The 18279-nt window shown below is 63.4% G+C and carries 17 protein-coding genes; 5 read left to right on the top strand and 12 right to left on the bottom strand.

What is annotated here, in order from left to right:
* Positions 1-34 precede the first annotated feature (34 nt).
* Both AC0QTX_RS14435 and glnA read left to right on the top strand, forming a co-directional pair.
* Complete coding sequence (locus tag AC0QTX_RS14435; protein WP_036352735.1) at positions 35-373, top strand: P-II family nitrogen regulator; 339 nt, start codon at positions 35-37, stop codon at positions 371-373.
* Positions 374-442: 69 nt separating this feature from the next.
* On the top strand, positions 443-1852 hold the full coding sequence (glnA, locus tag AC0QTX_RS14430) for a type I glutamate--ammonia ligase (RefSeq protein ID WP_474604515.1): 1410 nt from the start codon (positions 443-445) through the stop codon (positions 1850-1852).
* Positions 1853-2304: 452 nt separating this feature from the next.
* On the opposite strand, the gene AC0QTX_RS14425 is transcribed toward glnA, so the two are convergent.
* The 3 genes from AC0QTX_RS14425 to AC0QTX_RS14415 all read right to left on the bottom strand — a co-directional run bounded on the left by AC0QTX_RS14425 (position 2305) and on the right by AC0QTX_RS14415 (position 4920).
* A complete protein-coding gene (locus AC0QTX_RS14425) occupies positions 2305-3045 on the bottom strand; it encodes an outer membrane protein (protein ID WP_474604514.1) in 741 nt (246 codons plus the stop codon).
* Positions 3046-3284: 239 nt separating this feature from the next.
* Complete coding sequence (locus AC0QTX_RS14420; RefSeq protein WP_474604513.1) at positions 3285-3911, bottom strand: outer membrane protein; 627 nt, start codon at positions 3909-3911, stop codon at positions 3285-3287.
* Positions 3912-4221: 310 nt separating this feature from the next.
* Positions 4222-4920 carry an alpha/beta fold hydrolase gene (locus AC0QTX_RS14415; RefSeq protein ID WP_474604512.1) on the bottom strand — a complete coding sequence of 233 codons (699 nt, stop codon included), beginning with the start codon at positions 4918-4920 and terminating at the stop codon, positions 4222-4224.
* A 185-nt stretch (positions 4921-5105) separates the two neighbouring features.
* Between AC0QTX_RS14415 and AC0QTX_RS14410 the strand changes: the two genes are divergently transcribed.
* Entirely contained in the window at positions 5106-6593 is a 1488-nt protein-coding gene (locus AC0QTX_RS14410) for a DEAD/DEAH box helicase (RefSeq protein ID WP_474604511.1), read from the top strand.
* Here the strand turns inward: AC0QTX_RS14410 and AC0QTX_RS14405 are convergent.
* Together AC0QTX_RS14405 and sufA are read right to left on the bottom strand one after the other, a co-directional pair.
* Entirely contained in the window at positions 6586-6981 is a 396-nt protein-coding gene (locus tag AC0QTX_RS14405) for a TfoX/Sxy family protein (protein WP_474604510.1), read from the bottom strand. The genes AC0QTX_RS14410 and AC0QTX_RS14405 overlap by 8 nt on opposite strands.
* A 3-nt stretch (positions 6982-6984) precedes the next feature.
* Positions 6985-7365: a Fe-S cluster assembly scaffold SufA gene (gene sufA / locus AC0QTX_RS14400; protein WP_474604509.1), complete on the bottom strand. Its 381-nt coding sequence runs from the start codon at positions 7363-7365 to the stop codon at positions 6985-6987.
* 172 nt (positions 7366-7537) lie between these two features.
* Between sufA and ybaL the strand changes: the two genes are divergently transcribed.
* The gene (gene ybaL, locus AC0QTX_RS14395; RefSeq protein WP_474604508.1) at positions 7538-9412 is read left to right on the top strand and encodes a YbaL family putative K(+) efflux transporter; all 1875 of its coding nucleotides are present in this window, start codon (positions 7538-7540) and stop codon (positions 9410-9412) included.
* Here the strand turns inward: ybaL and AC0QTX_RS14390 are convergent.
* On the bottom strand, positions 9311-10531 hold the full coding sequence (locus tag AC0QTX_RS14390; protein ID WP_474604507.1) for an FAD-dependent oxidoreductase: 1221 nt from the start codon (positions 10529-10531) through the stop codon (positions 9311-9313). The two genes, ybaL and AC0QTX_RS14390, sit on opposite strands and share 102 nt — an antisense overlap.
* Before the next feature lie 200 nt (positions 10532-10731).
* On the opposite strand from AC0QTX_RS14390, the gene AC0QTX_RS14385 reads away from it, so the two are divergent.
* The gene (locus tag AC0QTX_RS14385; RefSeq protein WP_474604506.1) at positions 10732-11496 is read left to right on the top strand and encodes an SDR family oxidoreductase; all 765 of its coding nucleotides are present in this window, start codon (positions 10732-10734) and stop codon (positions 11494-11496) included.
* Between the two features lie 119 nt (positions 11497-11615).
* Here the strand turns inward: AC0QTX_RS14385 and AC0QTX_RS14380 are convergent, their stop codons facing one another.
* The 6 genes from AC0QTX_RS14380 to AC0QTX_RS14355 form a co-directional block, all read right to left on the bottom strand.
* Positions 11616-11912: an SUF system Fe-S cluster assembly protein gene (locus AC0QTX_RS14380; RefSeq protein ID WP_409564900.1), complete on the bottom strand. Its 297-nt coding sequence runs from the start codon at positions 11910-11912 to the stop codon at positions 11616-11618.
* A gap of 85 nt (positions 11913-11997) precedes the next feature.
* A complete protein-coding gene (locus AC0QTX_RS14375) occupies positions 11998-13233 on the bottom strand; it encodes a cysteine desulfurase (protein ID WP_474604505.1) in 1236 nt (411 codons plus the stop codon).
* A gap of 125 nt (positions 13234-13358) precedes the next feature.
* A complete protein-coding gene (gene sufD, locus AC0QTX_RS14370; RefSeq protein ID WP_474604504.1) occupies positions 13359-14672 on the bottom strand; it encodes a Fe-S cluster assembly protein SufD in 1314 nt (437 codons plus the stop codon).
* A gap of 1 nt (position 14673) precedes the next feature.
* A complete protein-coding gene (gene sufC / locus AC0QTX_RS14365; RefSeq protein ID WP_474604503.1) occupies positions 14674-15426 on the bottom strand; it encodes a Fe-S cluster assembly ATPase SufC in 753 nt (250 codons plus the stop codon).
* Positions 15427-15560: 134 nt separating this feature from the next.
* Entirely contained in the window at positions 15561-17033 is a 1473-nt protein-coding gene (sufB, locus tag AC0QTX_RS14360; RefSeq protein WP_474604502.1) for a Fe-S cluster assembly protein SufB, read from the bottom strand.
* A 69-nt stretch (positions 17034-17102) separates the two neighbouring features.
* Complete coding sequence (locus tag AC0QTX_RS14355; RefSeq protein ID WP_474604501.1) at positions 17103-18275, bottom strand: cysteine desulfurase family protein; 1173 nt, start codon at positions 18273-18275, stop codon at positions 17103-17105.
* Positions 18276-18279: the final 4 nt, after the last annotated feature.

Below are 18279 nucleotides of genomic sequence, written 5' to 3'. Positions count from 1 at the left end.
GCAGCAAAACCTCGAAAGAGAACGGTTGAACGGGATGAAGAAGATCGAAGCCATCATCAAGCCCTTCAAGCTCGATGAAGTCAAAGAAGCTCTGCAGGAAGTCGGCCTGCAAGGCATTACCGTCATCGAGGCCAAGGGTTTCGGCCGCCAGAAGGGCCATACGGAGCTCTATCGCGGCGCCGAGTATGTGGTCGACTTCCTGCCGAAGGTTAAGCTCGAAATCGTTCTCAACGACGACATGGCGGACGCCGCCATCGAGGCTATCCGCAAGGCCGCGCAGACCGGCCGCATCGGCGACGGCAAGATTTTCGTTTCGACGGTCGAAGAGGCCGTTCGTATCCGCACGGGCGAGACCGGATCCGACGCGATCTAAGCTCGCTTTTCCAAGCCTGGGCCTGAAGGCCAAGGACTACTCTCAAGGGCAGAAGAGGACCACACGACCATGCAGACCGCCAAGGATGTGCTCAAGGCGATCAAGGATAACGACGTTCAATACGTCGACTTCCGTTTCACGGACCCGCGCGGCAAGTGGCAGCACGTGACCTTCGACGTGTCGATGGTCGATGAGGACCTGTTCGCCGATGGCGTCATGTTCGACGGCTCGTCCATCGCCGGCTGGAAGGCGATCAACGAGTCCGACATGACTCTCATGCCTGATCCGACAACCGCCCAGATGGATCCGTTCTTCGCGGCCTCCACCATGTCGATCAACTGCGACATTCTCGAGCCTGCCACCGGGGAGCCCTACAACCGCGATCCGCGCGGCATCGCCAAAAAGGCTGAGGCTTATCTCAAGTCCACGGGCATCGCCGACACAGTCTATGTCGGCCCCGAGGCCGAGTTCTTCATCTTCGACGACGTGAAGTTCATGGCCGACCCCTACAACACCGGCTTCAAGCTCGACTCCGCCGAGCTGCCGACCAACGGCGACACTCCCTACGAAGGCGGCAATCTCGGCCACCGCATCCCCACCAAGGGCGGCTACTTCCCGGTTCCTCCGCTGGATTCCGCGCAGGACATGCGCAGCGAGATGCTGGCGGCCATGAAATCCATGGGCGTCACGGTCGAGAAGCATCACCACGAGGTGGCCTCCGCCCAGCACGAGCTCGGCACGAAGTTCAACACCCTCGTGCGCACCGCCGACGAGATGCAGATCTACAAGTACTGCATCCACAACGTCGCCCAGTCCTACGGCAAGACGGCCACCTTCATGCCGAAGCCGGTCTATGGTGACAACGGCTCGGGCATGCACGTCCACCAGTCCCTCTGGAAGGGCGGCAAGCCTCTCTTCGCCGGCAACAAGTATGCCGACCTGTCCCAGGAATGCCTGTGGTACATCGGCGGCATCATCAAGCACGCCAAGGCGCTCAACGCCTTCACCAATCCGTCGACGAACTCCTACAAGCGGCTCGTCCCGGGCTACGAGGCTCCGGTGCTGCTGGCCTATTCGGCCCGCAACCGCTCGGCGTCCTGCCGCATTCCGTGGACGACCTCGCCGAAGGCCAAGCGCGTCGAGATCCGCTTCCCCGATCCGACCGCCAACCCGTATCTCGCCTTTGCGGCGATCATGATGGCCGGCCTCGACGGCATCCTGAACAAGATCGATCCCGGCCCGGCCATGGACAAGGATCTCTACGATCTGCCTCCGCGCGAGCTGAAGAAGATCCCGACCGTCTGCGGCTCGCTTCGCGAAGCCCTGGCCAGCCTCGACAAGGACCGCGGCTTCCTGAAGGCCGGAGGCGTCTTCAGCGACGATTTCATCGACAGCTTCATCGAGCTGAAGATGGCCGAGGTCGCACGCTTCGAGATGACCCCGCACCCGGTCGAGTTCCAGATGTACTACTCCGTCTAACGGACGCTTATCCTCCCGGCTGCGGATCCGCAGCCTGCCTTCGCCGGAGCCTTCGGGCTCCGGCTTTTTTTGTTTCGTGCCGGCAGGGACTTCCTCTGGAGGAAGGACCAGGGATGCCCACGCAGGAGAACGTTTCGTATCAGTCCATATTTTTAGATTTCGAAGTGAGCGGAAGATCGGTTCACGTGGTGGGCTCCCGTGCCAGAGGTTTCGAACCGCAGTTGGTCCTGGAGAGGTCCCGGACAATTCCATCCGTAAGAGGCTGTTGCCATCTCACCAGTATGGCGAAACGGTTCTCTTGGACCCGCAGATCCTCGAGGGCATGACCATCGTCGAGGAGCAGTTCCACGACTAGAATCCAAATGGCTCGGCAGTTTGCCGCCTGACTGGGCATTGAAAACGAAACAGGCCCGGCTTAGCCGGGCCTGAGATCCTGTGAGCATGTATTGATTTCAGTAGCTGCCGAACTTGTAGCTCACGCCTACGCGAACTGTATGGAATTCCAGCTCAGCATCAGTCGTGACGCGCCCAGTGTATAGAGCACTTAGGTCGGTGCTGAGGTCGTTGAACTGCGTGTAACGATACTCGGCACGGGCTGTCAGATTGTTGGTGAAGGCGTATTCAACGCCAGCTCCAAGAGTCCAGCCCCATTCTGTGTTGTCGTAGCTGCCAGACGTCGTAGCACCCGTGGTGCCGTCGAGCGCCCTGAAGTCGGAGTCGAAATTGGCGAAAGCCAGACCACCTGTCGCATAGATAAGAGCGCGGTCGAAAGCGAAGCCAAGGCGAGCCCGCAACGAACCCTGGACGCCGATGCTGGTATCAGCAAGAGTGGACGATCCAGTGGTGGGGCTGATGCGGCCGTACACACCGTCGATGCCGGCAGCTTCGATGTCAGCCTCAAGGCCAACGACGAATGAGCTCAGCTGAAGATTGTAGCCGACATGCGCGCCTCCGGCAAAGCCGTCAAAGTCGCCGTCCGCATTGAGGGGGAATGTTGCCAGAGGGGTCGTTATCGTACCGGAGGTGTCGCCCCAGACATAACCGGCCTGCACACCGACGTAGAAGCCGGTCCAGGTGAAGATCGGGGCAGCGGCGATCAAGGGAGCCGGTGCGGCGCGGGATGGCAGGTCAGCGGCAAGAGCGCCGGTGGTGAGGCCGAGCAGGGCCACGGAGGAGAGCAGAGCCTTCTTCATGATTTGATCCGTTAAACTGAGCCGCAGAGGCGATTTGTACACTGGATCAACGCCGTATGCTGTGACACTGAGAACACAGTTACGAAACGTAATCCAAACCTACCGGAAGCTACACGGCACTAGGTGCGGGCTGCTCAGCTGATAACTTCTACCCCATAGATCAAATCCGACACGAAAAAGGCCCGGGTGGAGACCCGGGCCTTGATCTGTCCTTGAACCGTCTCTGTGGGAGACGGGTCTTAGAAGGTGTTGAAGCGGAAGTTCAGACCGGCGCGGATGACGCCGAAGTCGGTCTCGCCGTCGAAGCCCGGGATCTCGTCGTCGTTCTCGAGGTTGACGTACAGACCTTCGATCTTGGCCGACAGGTTGTTGGTGAAGGCGTACTCCACACCACCACCCACGGTCCAGCCGGTGGCGTCGTCCGCAAACGCGAAGCCGCCGGTGGCGTAGATCAGGGCCTGGCCGAAGGCCACACCGGCGCGAGCCCGCGCCGTGCCGAACCAGTCGCTGTTGTCGACGTCATAGGTGACGCCGCCAACCACGAAAGCGCCTTCACGGCCGAAGTCGGCGTACTGGATGTCGCCTTCGAGACCGACCACGAACGAGCCGATCTGGTAGTTGTAGCCAACCTGGGCGCCGCCGATGAAGCCACCGTCGTTGTCGTCGTCAGCCAGGGCAACCGAGTCGAAGTCGTCATCCGACCAGCCGTAGCCGGCGTTCACACCGACGTAGAAGCCGGTCCAGGTGAAGATCGGAGCAGCAGCAAGAATCGGAGCCGGAGCAGCACGGCGGGAAGGCAGATCGGCAGCCATTGCGCCGGTGGCGAGGCCGAGGAGAGCGACCGAAGAGAGGAGGATCTTTTTCATTGGTTTGGTCCGTCTGTTAGAAGGATGTGGCACAGCTTGTAGCCCAGACCTGACGTTCCGTCTGTCACTTTCCTGCCACAGTCCATCATCCAGCAATGACTTTGCCCTCTCATTGGCTCCACGGCCTGGCGGATCACACGCCATCAGGGCTGCGCGACGCACCTGACATCTTGCCCTGAATTGGGAAAAAGTTATTCAATATCAGATATTTAGATTGATTTGAAACTTACCCCTTAGATGCACAATCCAGCAGTAACCAATCATTGACCATGATCGCGAAGTGCTCCGCAAGGGTGGGTGGGAATCGTGGTTAATCCTTGTCCAGCCACAATCTGAGGGCCTGCGTGACGCGCTCGGGCTGCTCGAGGGTCGACAGGTGCCCTGAATCGGGCACGACGATCAGAGAGGCCCACTCGATCATCTCGGCCATTTCCCTTGCGATCTCCGGCGGCGTGATGGCGTCCCCCTCCCCGACGAGCACCAAGGTCGGGACCTCGATGCCCGGAAGATTCGGCCGTGAGTCGGCGCGGGCCATGATGGCCCGCTGCTGGCGGATATAGGCCTCAGCCCCCATCTCGCGCATCATGCCGAGAACGACTTCCTGCAGGTTCTGATCTGCCTGACGGTCGGGATGCACGAGGCGTGGCCAGAGCTTGGAATGAATGTCCTCGAAGCGGCCGGCCTCAGCGAGCGCGATGAGCCGCTCGCGGTCCTGGGTCGCCTCCACCGAGTCCGGGCGGGCGCTCGTGTCGAGGAGGGCTAGCCGCGCCACCCGTTCCGGCGCCTGCCGCATGACTTCCAAGGCGATGTATCCCCCCATGGAGAGTCCTGCGACAGCGAAGCGCTCGGGGGCTTCCCGCAAGAGGCGTGCCGCGATGGCTGCAACCGAATCATCGCGGGTGTGATCCGCGATTATGATCGTGCGCTCGGCCCCAAAAGCGGCGATCTGCGGCTCGAACAGCCGGGAGGTGCAGGCCAGACCGGGAATCAGAACGAGTGTTTCGGCCATCAAATGTTCCTTCGCTGTCCTCTGGCAACTTTCCTTGGATTGACAAGCGCATAGCTTATCTTATGGTCCGGCCACTCCTTAACTTGAGCAAGAGCCTCAGGTGAAACCAGTCTCGCGCCTGTTTGTTGCCGTAGAGCGCGGCCGGCACTGAAGAGCGCACCCAGCCCCAACGGTAATGAGAATTCATGTCCTTCGCCGAACTCGGACTTAGCGAGAAAGTTCAACAGGCCGTATCCAGCGCAGGCTATACGGAGCCTACGCCGATCCAGGCCCAGGCCATCCCCCATGTGCTCGCCCGCCGGGACGTACTCGGCATCGCGCAGACCGGCACCGGCAAGACGGCGGCCTTCACCCTGCCGATGCTGACCCTGCTGGAGACAGGCCGCGCCCGGGCCCGCATGCCGCGGACGCTCATCCTCGAGCCGACCCGCGAGCTCGCCGCCCAGGTCGAGGACAACTTCGACAAGTACGGCATCAACCACAAGCTTTCCGTGGCGCTCCTGATCGGAGGCGTCTCCTTCGGCGACCAGGACGCGAAGATCACCCGCGGCGTCGATGTGCTGATCGCGACCCCTGGCCGCCTGCTCGACCATTTCGAGCGCGGCAAGCTCCTGCTCACGGGCGTCGAACTCCTCGTCATCGACGAGGCCGACCGCATGCTCGACATGGGCTTCATCCCCGACATCGAGCGCATCGTGAAGCTCGTGCCCTTCACCCGGCAGACCCTGTTCTTCTCCGCGACCATGCCGCCGGAAATTCAGCGCCTGGCCGACGCCTTCCTTCACAATCCGGTGAAGGTGGAGGTGGCCCGCGCCGCCTCCACGGCCTCGACGATCACCCAGCGCCTCGTGGCGACGGGACGGGAGGATTTCGAGAAGCGGGAAACCCTTCGCGAGCTGATCCGCAGCGCGACGGACCTGCAGAACGCTATCGTCTTCTGCAACCGCAAGCGTGATGTCGCCGTCCTTCACCGATCCCTGCAGAAGCATGGCTTCGGGGCGACGGCGCTCCATGGCGACATGGACCAGCACGCCCGCATGGCGTCTCTGGACAGCTTCCGGACCGGAGAAATGCCTATCCTGGTCGCCAGTGACGTGGCCGCCCGCGGCCTGGATATCCCTGCCGTGAGCCACGTGTTCAACTACGACATCCCGCATCATGCCGAGGATTACGTGCACCGCATCGGCCGCACGGGCCGCGCCGGGCGCTCCGGCCAGTCCTTCACGCTGGTTGGACCGGGCGAAGAAAAATCCCTTGCGGCGATCGAGAAGCTGATCGGCCAGCCCGTCGAATGGCAGGGTCCGACGCTGGCAGAGCGCCCTCAATCCGAGAACTCCTCCCGCCGCCGCGGTGGACGTGGTGAGCGCGGTGAACGCGGCGAAGAGCGCTCACGCGGCCGCAAGGTCAAGGTCGGGTCTTCGGGACGATCGCAGGAGCCTGCTGAAGCGGCACGAGAAGAAGCCCCGGCCCCTCGCCCGGCTCCGGCTCCCCGCGAGGAGCAGCCGAATCGCGCGCCTCGGCGCGAACGGGAACGGCCTGAGCGCGACAGGACCTCGGACCGCGGATATCAGGGACGCTCCCGGCGCGAGGACGACGACGAGCAGGTCATCGGCCTCGGAGATCACGTTCCGGCCTTCCTCATGAGGCCGGTGCCGGTCAAGAAGGCTAAGTAGCGGTCTCGGCAGCAGGCTTTCGGGCCTTCTTCGAGGCTTTACTGGTCGATCCCGCCTTGGTGCCCTTGCGGGCTTTGGCGCGCCGGGCCGCTTCAAGGGCCATGGCCGCAAACTCCCGCGCCTCGTCAGGGTCGTCCAGGGCCGATTCCGGCATGAGCCAGTAGCTCGTGAGGGTCGCGCGGCCGTCCCGGGTTTCGAAGGTGAAGGGCCGGGAGCCTAGCCCCTGGAGGACTTTGATGCTTTCCTCATCCGCCTTGAGATACAGCTCGCCATCTGCCTCGAGGGCGAACATCAACTCGCCCCGGTAGATCCCCTTCCCGCCGAACATGTGCCGGATCTGAACGGGACCGAAGCCGCGGAAGACCTCGCGAATGGCCTCGGCATCCATGGATCACTCCGCCGATTGAAGGGTGGTCGGTGTCGCAGGCGTGATGGCGACGGATTCGCCGCAGCCGCAGGCGGAGGTCTGGTTCGGATTATTGAACACGAACTGGGACGACATCTTGGTCGTCTGGAAGTCCATTTCGGTGCCGAGCAGGAACAGCACCGCCTTGGGATCGATGAGCACGGTCACGCCCTTGTCCTCGATCAGCTCGTCGAGCGGGTTGACGCTTTCCGCATATTCCATGGTGTAGGACATGCCGGCGCAGCCGCCGTTCTTCACGCCGACCCGCACGCCGACGATGGGGCGATCCGCCTTGCTGATGATGTCCTTGACGCGGTTTGCCGCCGCGTCGGTCAAGGTGACGACCTTGAAGCCGGGTAGAGCCATAAGCCTTCTCTCCTGACAGCCGGGTTCAAGGCCCGGGCAGAACGAGTTCACATGATGAATAGATAAGCGGTCGGAGCCCAAACGTCGAGACCAATGAGGGTTGCCCCACCGGCCGAGGTCGATCATATCGGGAAAACCAGCCCGAAAAGCCGTGCCTTTCGCAGGAGAGCCGATGCCGCATCACATGCCGCTGATATCCACCATCGTCATCGGCCTGGTGATGGCATTTGCCCTCGGCGCACTTGCGCATCGCTTACGGATCTCCCCTCTCGTCGGTTATCTGCTCGCCGGCGTGCTCGCCGGACCCTTTACGCCCGGCTTTGTGGCGGACCAGGGGCTTGCCAACCAGCTGGCGGAAATCGGCGTGATCCTGCTGATGTTCGGTGTCGGCCTTCACTTCTCCCTGAAGGATCTCCTCTCGGTCCGTGCCATCGCCATTCCCGGCGCCATAGTTCAGATCGCGAGCGCCACGCTTCTGGGCATGGGGCTCGCCTGGATTATGGGATGGGGCATCGGCGGCGGCCTTGTCTTCGGCCTGGCGCTCTCGGTGGCCAGTACGGTCGTGCTGCTGAGGGCCCTGCAGGAGCGCCGCCTGGTCGAGACCGAGCGCGGGCACATCGCCGTCGGCTGGCTGATCGTCGAAGATCTGGCCATGGTGCTCACCCTGGTGCTGCTGCCGGCCTTCGCGAATGCCACCTCTGGCGCATCGGCCGATCTCGAATCCATCGTGATCTCGCTGGCCGTGACGCTCGGCAAGGTTCTGGCTTTCCTGGCCATCATGCTGATCATCGGGCGCCGGGTCATTCCCTGGATTCTGCACTATGTCGCCCACACCGGGTCGCGGGAACTGTTCCGGCTGTCGGTTCTCGCCATCGCCCTGGGCACAGCCTTCGGAGCGGCCGAACTCTTCGGCGTGTCCTTCGCTCTCGGGGCCTTCTTCGCCGGCATGATCTTGAGCGAATCGGAGCTTAGCCACCAGGCTGCGTCCGAGACCCTGCCCCTGCGCGACGCTTTCGCGGTTCTGTTCTTCGTGTCGGTCGGCATGTTGTTCGACCCGATGATCCTGATCGAGGATTTCGGTCCCGTTCTCGCGACCTTCCTGATCATCGTCATCGGAAAGTCGGCCGCGGCTTACGCCATCGTCCGGCTTTTCCGCCATCCGGACGCGACCGCCCTGACCATCGCCGCAAGCCTCGCTCAGATCGGCGAGTTCTCCTTTATTCTCGCTGGGCTGGGCGTCGAGCTTCGGATCCTGCCGGCCGAAGGACGCGACCTGATCCTCGCGGGCGCGATCCTGTCGATCATGATGAACCCGTTCCTGTTCACGCTGCTGGACCGCTGGTTCACCACGCGGGAGATCGTGCGGGCTCAAGCCAAGGCCGAAACGGATGCTGCCGAGCAGGAGACGATCGCAGCGGCGGCACAGGCGGCAGCCGCCTCACGCGAGCCGCTTCCTGTGACACCCCTCACCGAGCATGTCGTCCTCGTCGGTCATGGGCGGGTCGGGAAGTATATCAGCCGAAAGATGGCCTCGATGGGCGTTCCCTTTCTCGTCATCGAGACCAACAAGGAGCAGGTCGCCGAACTGCAGCAGGGCAGCCTGGATGTCATCGTCGGGAATGCGGCCGATCCGGAAATTGCGGCAGCGGCCAATATCCGGCAGGCCCGCTGCCTCCTGGTGGCCATTCCCGATGCCTTCGAGAGCGGCCAGGTCGTCGATCAGGCCCGCAAGCTCAACCCGGACCTGCCGATCATCGTACGCGCGCACTCGTTCGCCCAGGAGGAGCACATCATGAAGCTCGGCGCGACCCGGATCGTGATGGGCGAGCAGGAGATCGCCCGCGCCATGTTCGCCGCCGTGCCCGAGGCTCCCAGGGAGCCGGTGCTCTCCTCCGTCGAGGAGGCGGACGATCTCGTGGAGGAGAACCTGGAGGAGGCCGAGCCTCTAACGCACGTGCTCGGGCCGGAAGCCGATGCCGACGATGCGGGCGGGGATGCGCCTGAAGAAGGGCCATTGCGTCAAGCGGCGGACGAGCCAGGGCGGTGACACGGGTTCCTTGCTGTTCAGGACCGGGGTAATCAGCCGGTTCTGAAGCAGCACCTGGAGCCTCTGGGTCATCCGGGTCGGCCATTCGCGCCGCTTCTGCACGAGGGCCAGCTGTTCGGACGTGACTGGCCCCCGCTTGAGATGCGGGCCGAGAATATTTGCGGTCGCAACCGCATCCTGAATTGCGAGATTGATGCCCACTCCGCCCGCGGGAGACATGGCATGAGCCGCATCACCAATGCACAGCAGCCCCGGCATGTGCCATTGCAGAAGCCGGTCGACCGCGACCGTCAGAAGCTTGATGTTATCCCAGGATTGCAGCTCTTCGAGGCGATCCCCCAGAAACGGAGCCACCCGGGCGAGATTCGCCCGGAAGGCCGGCAGTCCATCCTGCCTGAGACGTTCCAGTGAGCCCTTCGGGATGAGATAGGCGCATTGCCAGTAATCGCCCCGGTCGATCATCACGAGCATCTGTCCCGCTTCGATGCGCCCGAGCAGCTGGCTCGGGTCGCCAGGGCGCTTCGACACCCGCATCCAGAGCACATCCATCGGCGCGCCGATGTCCAGCACTTCAAAACCTGCCTTCCCGCGCACGATGGAGCGGCGGCCATCGGCCGCGACGACGAGATCCGCCCGCACCTCGAGAGGCCCCTCGGGTGTCGAAATCCGCACGCCGGCCACCCTGCCCCGGTCCTCGATCAGATCCGTCGCCTCCGCCTGCATCCGCAGCTGGAAGTGAGGATATTCGCGGGCGTGATCGGCCAGGAAGTCGAGGAACTCCCATTGCGGCATGAAGGCGATGAACTTGCAGCGCGTGGGCAGATGGGAAAAGTCGCCCAGGGTCAGCGGTACGCCGCCGACCACAAGGCTGACCGTCTGCGTCCGCTGGTGCGGCCGTGCCAGGAACTCGTCGAGCAGGCCGAGTTCACCCATGACCTCGAGGGTCGAGGGATGGATGGTGTCGCCCCGAAAGTCTCGCAGGAAATCCGCGTGCTTTTCGAGGACCAGCACCTCGACGCCCTGCCGGGCCAGCAGGAGCCCCAGCATCATCCCCGCAGGCCCGCCGCCGACAATGCAGCAGCGGACATCGAGGGGCGTAGGTGGTTGAGGCGTGTTCATTGGTTCCCTCGGGAAGACCCGCAACTGCTCGGATGCAGGCCGAGCCTAGCGCCTTTTCCTCATGAGCCAAAGTCAGTCCGGCGGATGGCGCGAAACCATGCTCCATCACAGGAATCGGGCGCAGGAAGCGGGTCGGAAGCCAGGAAGAAATTTGAGATTCCATTCGCGAGCCACAGGCTCAGTGAGGAAAGGTCTCAGCCATGACAACGCTTAAGAATAAAACTGCCATCGTGACCGGTGCGAGTTCAGGCATCGGCTACGCGACGGCCCGGCTTTTTGCACGCGAAGGCGCAAACGTCATCGTCACCGCACGACGTCTTGATGCTCTCAATGCTCTGGTTTCGGAAATCGAGGCGGAGGGCGGCCGGGCCGTTGCACTGGCGGGCGACATCAGGGACGAGCCTCTGGCCGAGGCGCTGGTCGAGGCGGCGATCCGCCGGTTCGGCGGCCTCGACATCGCCTTCAACAATGCGGGCATGAACGGCGAGATGGCGCCGACACCTGGCGTATCGCTTGCGAGGTGGAATGAGACTCTCGCGGTCAATCTCACAGCGGCTTTTCTGGGTGCCAAGTACCAGATCCCGGCCATGCTCGCCCGCGGAGGCGGCTCCGTGATCTTCACCTCGACCTTCGTCGGATACACGGCAGGCATGCCCGGGGTGGCCTCTTACGCTGCCAGCAAGTCGGGCCTGATCGGGCTAACCCAGTCTCTTGCCACCGAATTCGGCCCGAGAGGCATCCGGGTCAACGCATTGCTGCCGGGCGGCACAGATACACCTTTGGCCGAAGCCTGGGTTAGCACGCCCGAAGCAAAGGCGTTCGTCGAAGGCCTTCACGCCCTGAAGCGGCTTGCCAGGCCCGAGGAGATCGCCCGGTCGGCGCTCTATCTTGCCTCCGATGCATCGAGCTTCACGACAGGAACGGCCCTGCTCGTCGATGGTGGCGTGTCCATCAACCGGACATGACCTGTCTCTATCGTGTGAACCGGGCACTCCCGGGCATCCAAGTCTTCAGGTCTTGAAACGTAAATGGCCGGGACAAGCCCGGCCATGACGCAAGAAAACGATAGGAGCCGTCGAAGCCCCTACCACATGTCGAGCGCGACCCGCGCCTCGTCGGACATGCGGCTCTGATCCCACGGCGGGTCGAAGACCATGTTGACCTTGACGCTCTGGACGCCCTGGACCGTGGCGACGGCGTTTTCCACCCAGCCCGGCATCTCGCCGGCCACGGGGCAGCCAGGCGCCGTCAGGGTCATGTCGATGGCGACGTTGCGGTCGTCGTCGATGTCGACGCGGTAGATCAGGCCGAGCTCATAGATGTCGGACGGGATCTCGGGGTCGTAGACGGTCTTCAGGGCCGCCACGATGTCGTCCGTCATGCGGTCGAGTTCTTCCGGCGGGATCGCGGAGCCAGGGGACACCTGCGGCGCGTTGGATGGGGCTTGGTCGTTCACAGGTTCATCCTCAAGCAAACAGGGTTTCCGCCTTCTGCAGGGCTTCCACCAACTTATCGACTTCTTGCATGGTGTTGTAGAGGCCAAATGAGGCCCGGCAGCTCGAGGTCGCTCCGAACCGGTTCAGCAGCGGCATGGCGCAATGGGTGCCAGCCCGGACCGCCACGCCCTGACGGTCGATCACGGTGGCGACGTCATGGGCATGGGCGCCCTTCATCTCGAAGGCGATGATCGCGCCCTTGCCCTTGGCCCGGCCGATGATGCGGACCGAATTCATGGCTCCGAGGCGCTCATGCGCGTATTGCGACAGGGCCTCCTCGTGAGCCCGGATGTTTTCGCGTCCGAGGCTCATCATGAACCGCAGCGCCGCGTCGAGGCCGATCGCCTCGATGATGGCAGGCGTCCCGGCCTCGAACCGGTGCGGCGGATCGTTATAGGTGATGCCCTCGCAGAGCACCTCGCGGATCATCTCGCCGCCCCCCTGATAGGGCGGCATCTTCTCGAGCCATTCGCGCTTGCCGTAGAGGACCCCGATGCCGGTCGGCCCATAGACCTTGTGGCCGGTGAAGACGTAGAAATCCGCGTCGAGATCCCGCACGTCCACCTGCAGATGGACGGCGCCCTGGGCTCCGTCCACCAGCACCGGAACATCATGGTCATGAGCGATGCGGATGATCTCCTTGATCGGCGTCACGGTGCCCAGCACGTTGGACATGTGGGTGATGGCGACCATCTTGGTTCTGGCTGAGAAGAGCTTCTCGAACTCCTCGACGAGGAAGTTGCCCTCGTCGTCCACAGGCGCCCATTTGATCACCGCGCCCTTGCGTTCGCGCAGGAAGTGCCAGGGCACGATGTTGGAGTGGTGCTCCATGATGGAGAGGATGATCTCGTCCCCCTCCCCGATATTCATACGTCCGAAGGAATCCGCCACGAGGTTGTAGGCTTCCGTGGCCGACTTGGTGAAAACGATCTCGTCGACGGATTCAGCGTTGAGGAACTCGCGCACGGTTTCACGGGCGCGCTCGAAGCCTTCCGTCGCGACGTTCGCCATGTGGTGCAGGCCGCGATGAACGTTGGCGTATCCCGTCTCCATGGTGTTCACCATGGCGTCGATCACCGCGCGCGGCTTCTGGGCCGAGGCGGCGCTGTCGAGATAGACGAGCGGCTTGCCATAGACCTGCTGGCTCAGGATCGGAAACTCCGCCCGGACCGCTTCGATGTCGTATGGCTTCACAGGAGCGTTCATTGCCTTACCTGTCTTCCTCTTTCTCGTCATCACCGGCATTGTGCCGGTGATCCCGATTGCAAAAAAAGCGCCGTGCCTTTCCAGTCGAGATGGCCGGGATAAGCCCGGCCATGACGTGTTGAGTATTATGAGCGAGCCTTCAGCCAGCTCTCGACCGTGCCGATCAGCGCCTCGCGGGCGGCCTCGTTCTCGACGAACTCCAGCGCCTCGCCCAGGAAAGCCTGGACCAGGAGGCTTTCGGCCTCCTTCTTCGGCAGGCCGCGGGCCATGAGGTAGAACAGGAGATCCTCGTCGAGCTGGCCGCAGGTGGCCCCGTGGGCGCACTGGACGTCATCGGCGAAGATCTCGAGCTCCGGCTTGTTGTTCATGGAGCCACCCTCCTCCAGGAGGAGCGCCGCCGACATCATGCGCCCATCGGTCTTCTGGGCGTGATGGGGAACGATGATCTTGCCCTGGAAGACGCCGGTCGCCTCGTTGTCGATGACCGTCTTGAACAGTTCGCGGCTCTCGCAATGGGGAGCTGCGTGCTCGACCACCAGAGTGGAATCGGCATGCTGCGTGCCTTTCAGCATCGTCGCGCCGTTGACGCGCAGGTTCGTGTTCTCACCGTTCAGAACCGTGAAGACCTGGTGCCGTGAGGCAGCTGAACCCGCCACCACGTTGATGCTGTTGAACACCGCCTCTCCGCCAATCCTAGCGGCGAGCGTCGACAGGGCCAGCGCCTTGTCGCCCTCGGCATTCACGCGCACGTGCTGCACGTTGGTACGGTCGCCGGCGATCATCTCCACCACGTCGTTCGGCTGATGGTTGGCCCCGTCGGTGCTCTCGTGGGTCTCCAGCAGGGTCACCGAGGCGCCCTCCTCCACGACCACGAGGATGCGGGTCGCGGTGGCTACGGCGGAGCCGGCTGCCGTGACGAAGCGCAGGTGAACCGGTGTCTCGACAGGTCCGGCGATCCGGATCATCACTCCATCGGCCATGAAGGAAGTGTTGAGCTGATAGACCGGATTGTCGCTCGCCCATTTCACGGGGCTCAAGCGAGCGAGCCAGTCATGATTCTCGGCGAGAGCCTCGGCCAGCGGCACGATTTCCACGTTCTCGGGGAGATTGTGGAAGTCCACCGCCTCGCGCACGAAATGGCCGTTCACGAACGGCACCTGCAGCGCCTCGATGCCGGCGAGCGCTTTAGCGCCGGCCAGGGCCGCCCTCGCCTCGTCCGCAGCGGGAACGCCTACGAAAGGCGCGATCTCGCGCATCATGGCACGCAGGTCGGTGTACTTGAATTCCTCCACCCGGCGGTGCGGCAGGCCGCGCTGGGTGAAGAGTTCGAAGGCTTGGGCGCGCGACTCGGCCTGACCCGGCAGGCTGGTCTTCGCGCTGTCGAAAGCCTGCGCCAGCGCGGTTTCCGCCGGCGTCTTCATGAGGGTGACGTCAGCCATGTCAGGCAGCCTCACTGTCCCGGTAATCGGCATAGCCGTTGGCCTCGAGTTCGAGCGCCAGTTCCTTGCCGCCCGACTTCACGATGCGGCCGGACGACATCACGTGCACGGTGTCGGGCACGATGTGGTTGAGCAGGCGCTGGTAATGGGTGATGACCAGGAACGCGCGGTCGGCCGAGCGCAGGGCATTCACGCCTTCGGACACGATGCGCAGGGCATCGATGTCGAGGCCGGAATCGGTCTCGTCCAGGATGCAGAAGTTGGGCTGGAGCAGCGCCATCTGCAGGATCTCCATGCGCTTCTTCTCGCCGCCCGAGAAGCCGACATTAAGGGCGCGCTTGAGCATGTCCTTCGGGATCTCGAGCTGGGTGGCTGCGGCGTTCACGCGCTTGATGAAGTCCGGCGTGGTCAACTCGGCCTCGCCGCGCGCCTTGCGCTGGGCGTTGAGAGTGGCCTTCAGGAAGGTCATCGAGGCGACGCCGGGGATCTCCAGCGGATACTGAAAGGCCAGGAACACGCCGGCGGCGGCGCGCTGGTCGGGCTCCATCTCCAGCACGTTCTCGCCGTTGAGCAGGATCTCGCCGTCGAGGACCTCGTAGTCCTCCTTGCCGGCGATCACGTAGGACAGGGTCGACTTGCCGGAGCCGTTCGGGCCCATGATGGCGGCGACCTCGCCCTTGTTCACGGTGAGGTTGAGGCCGTTGAGAATGCGCTTGTCCTCGATCTGGACAACCAGGTTCTTGATTTCGAGCATTGTAATGTTCCTAAAACCCTCATCCTGAGGAGCGCGCCCTGCGCACTTCTCGAAGGATGACTTCAGCGAGACGCCCCTCGTCCTTCGAGACGCCGCCTTTTGGCGACTCCTCAGGATGAGGGGCTGTGTTGCGATTAACCGACAGAGCCTTCGAGCGAGATCGAGATCAGCTTCTGGGCTTCCACGGCGAACTCCATGGGGAGCTGCTGCAGCACGTCCTTTACGAAGCCGTTCACGATGAGCGCCGTCGCCTCCTCTTCCGAGAGGCCGCGCTGCTGGCAGTAGAACATCTGATCCTCGGAGATCTTCGATGTGGTCGCCTCGTGCTCGAACACGGCGGTGGCGTTCTTCGATTCGATGTAGGGCACCGTATGCGCGCCGCATTGGTTGCCGATCAACAGTGAGTCGCAGTTCGTGAAGTTGCGCGCACCCGTCGCCTTGCGGTGCGCCGAGACGAGACCGCGATAGGTGTTCTCGGAGCGGCCTGCCGCGATGCCCTTAGAGATGATCCGGCTCGTGGTGTTCTTGCCCAGATGGATCATCTTGGTGCCGGAATCGACCTGCTGCATGCCGTTCGATACGGCGATCGAGTAGAACTCGCCGCGGGAGTTGTCGCCGCGCAGGATGCAGGACGGGTACTTCCAGGTGATGGCCGAGCCCGTCTCCACCTGCGTCCAGGTGATGACCGAGTTCTTGCCCCGGCAATCGCCGCGCTTGGTCACGAAGTTGTAGATTCCGCCCCGGCCCTCGGCATCGCCCGGATACCAATTCTGGACCGTGGAATACTTGATCTCGGCATCGTCGAGGGCGACGAGCTCGACCACGGCGGCGTGAAGCTGGTTCTCGTCGCGCTTCGGGGCCGTGCAGCCCTCGAGATACGACACGTAGGAGCCCTTGTCGGCGATGATCAGGGTGCGCTCGAACTGGCCCGTGTTCTTCTCGTTGATGCGGAAGTACGTCGACAGCTCCATCGGGCAGCGCACGCCCGGGGGGATGTAGACGAACGAGCCGTCCGTGAACACGGCCGAGTTCAGGGTCGCGAAGAAGTTGTCCGTCACCGGCACGACCGAGCCCAGATACTGGCGCACGAGGTCCGGGTACTCCCGGATGGCCTCGGAAATCGGCATGAAGATCACGCCGGCCTTGGCGAGCTCTTCCTTGAAGGTGGTGGCCACCGACACGGAATCGAACACCGCGTCCACGGCGACCCGGCGCTGCGGCTCGACCCCGGCCAGGATCTCCTGCTCGCGCAGCGGAATGCCGAGCTTCTCGTAGGTCCTGAGAATCTCGGGATCCACCTCGTCGAGGGACTTGGGCGCCGGGTTCATTTTCGGCGCAGCATAGTAATAGATGTCGTTGTAATCGATCTTGTCGTACGACACGCGCGCCCAGTTCGGCTCCTTCATGGTGAGCCAGCGCTTGTAGGCGTCGAGGCGCCACTGGAGCATCCACTCGGGCTCGCCCTTCTTGGCCGAGATGAAGCGGATCACGTCCTCGGAGAGCCCCCTCGGGGACTTCTCCATTTCGACCTCGGTCTCGAAGCCGTACTTGTACTGATCGACGTCGATCAGTCGGACCTGATCGATCGTTTCCTGCACTGCAGGCATGTGTCTCTCCCACCGCTCACGGCTTCAAGGACCGCGGGTTGATGATCTGGAATGCGAAGCGAGGCCTTTTCAGGCTGCGCTCGCCTTCCGCTTATATAAGGTGCCGACCACCCTTTCGCACGCCTCCGCAAAGCGGATTACGTCCTCTTTCGTGGTCGACCACCCCAAACTCACGCGCAAAACGCCCTCGGCGAGGGCCGGCTCCACGCCCATGGCGTCGAGCACATGCGACCGCTTGACCTTTCCGGACGAGCAGGCCGAACCGGAGGACAGGGCCAAACCCGCCAGATCGAAGGCGATCAACGCCGTCTCGGCCTTGAGGCCGGGTATGGCAAAGGCGAAGGTATTAGGCAACCGCTCAGCTTGCGCACCCACAACAACCGCATCCGGTGCGATCCGGCGCAATTCGGCCTCGGCCGCGTCCCTGAGAACCCGAAGCCGGCCGGCTTCCCGCTCAAGGCCGGCCAAGGCAATCTCGGCGGCGGCGCCGAAGCCCACGATGGCTGCAACGTTCTCCGTGCCGGCCCGAAGCCCCTTCTCCTGCCCGCCACCCCGGATCAGCCGCTCGGCGATCTCGAACTGGTCGGAGGCGAGGATCGCTGCACCGATGCCCTTCGGTCCGCCGATCTTGTGGGCCGAGAGGGTCAGCACGTCGGCGCCCAGTTCGGCCATATCGACCGGGACCTTGCCGGCCGCCTGCACCGCATCCGTATGGATCAGCCCCCCGTGCTCGTGCACCAGCCGGGCCGCCTCGGCCACCGGCTGCAGCACACCGGTCTCGTTGTTGGCAAGCTGGACGGAAACCAGAATCCGCTCCTCGCCGGCCATCTCCAGGTGAGCCTCGAGCCAGGCCAGATCGAGTATGCCGTTGGAGTCGACCGGGATGATTCCGACGACCTCCGCCTGGAACCGGTGCCCGTTGAGCACGCACGGATGCTCGGCGGCCCCGACCAGCAGCCTGATCGCACCCGCCTGCCCCAGGCGCCGGAAGCCCGGCGTCAGCACCAAGTTGGCAGCCTCGGTGCCACCGCTCGTGAAAATGATGTTCTTGGCCTTGGCGCCCACGAGGCGGGCGACCGATTCGCGGGCCTTCTCGATGGCGGCGCGGGCAGCGCGGCCCTCGGCATGGACCGATGAAGCGTTGCCCGGCAGCTGCAGCGCATGCAGGACCGCCTCGGCTACTTCAGGCCGCAGGGGCGAGGTAGCGTTGTGGTCGAGATATGTGCGTTGGCTGACCGCCATGGCT

It is taken from the genome of Microvirga sp. jy35 (genome assembly GCF_056148915.1).
This window is presented reverse-complemented; position numbering and strand designations above follow the sequence as displayed.

Coding starts and splice junctions, on each gene's coding strand:
- AC0QTX_RS14435 (WP_036352735.1), top strand. CDS start 35: ATGAAGAAGATCGAAGCCATCATCAAGCCCTTCAAGCTCGATGAAGTC.
- glnA (WP_474604515.1), top strand. CDS start 443: ATGCAGACCGCCAAGGATGTGCTCAAGGCGATCAAGGATAACGACGTT.
- AC0QTX_RS14425 (WP_474604514.1), bottom strand. CDS start 3,045: ATGAAGAAGGCTCTGCTCTCCTCCGTGGCCCTGCTCGGCCTCACCACC.
- AC0QTX_RS14420 (WP_474604513.1), bottom strand. CDS start 3,911: ATGAAAAAGATCCTCCTCTCTTCGGTCGCTCTCCTCGGCCTCGCCACC.
- AC0QTX_RS14415 (WP_474604512.1), bottom strand. CDS start 4,920: ATGGCCGAAACACTCGTTCTGATTCCCGGTCTGGCCTGCACCTCCCGG.
- AC0QTX_RS14410 (WP_474604511.1), top strand. CDS start 5,106: ATGTCCTTCGCCGAACTCGGACTTAGCGAGAAAGTTCAACAGGCCGTA.
- AC0QTX_RS14405 (WP_474604510.1), bottom strand. CDS start 6,981: ATGGATGCCGAGGCCATTCGCGAGGTCTTCCGCGGCTTCGGTCCCGTT.
- sufA (WP_474604509.1), bottom strand. CDS start 7,365: ATGGCTCTACCCGGCTTCAAGGTCGTCACCTTGACCGACGCGGCGGCA.
- ybaL (WP_474604508.1), top strand. CDS start 7,538: ATGCCGCATCACATGCCGCTGATATCCACCATCGTCATCGGCCTGGTG.
- AC0QTX_RS14390 (WP_474604507.1), bottom strand. CDS start 10,531: ATGAACACGCCTCAACCACCTACGCCCCTCGATGTCCGCTGCTGCATT.
- AC0QTX_RS14385 (WP_474604506.1), top strand. CDS start 10,732: ATGACAACGCTTAAGAATAAAACTGCCATCGTGACCGGTGCGAGTTCA.
- AC0QTX_RS14380 (WP_409564900.1), bottom strand. CDS start 11,912: ATGACGGACGACATCGTGGCGGCCCTGAAGACCGTCTACGACCCCGAG.
- AC0QTX_RS14375 (WP_474604505.1), bottom strand. CDS start 13,233: ATGAACGCTCCTGTGAAGCCATACGACATCGAAGCGGTCCGGGCGGAG.
- sufD (WP_474604504.1), bottom strand. CDS start 14,672: ATGGCTGACGTCACCCTCATGAAGACGCCGGCGGAAACCGCGCTGGCG.
- sufC (WP_474604503.1), bottom strand. CDS start 15,426: ATGCTCGAAATCAAGAACCTGGTTGTCCAGATCGAGGACAAGCGCATT.
- sufB (WP_474604502.1), bottom strand. CDS start 17,033: ATGCCTGCAGTGCAGGAAACGATCGATCAGGTCCGACTGATCGACGTC.
- AC0QTX_RS14355 (WP_474604501.1), bottom strand. CDS start 18,275: ATGGCGGTCAGCCAACGCACATATCTCGACCACAACGCTACCTCGCCC.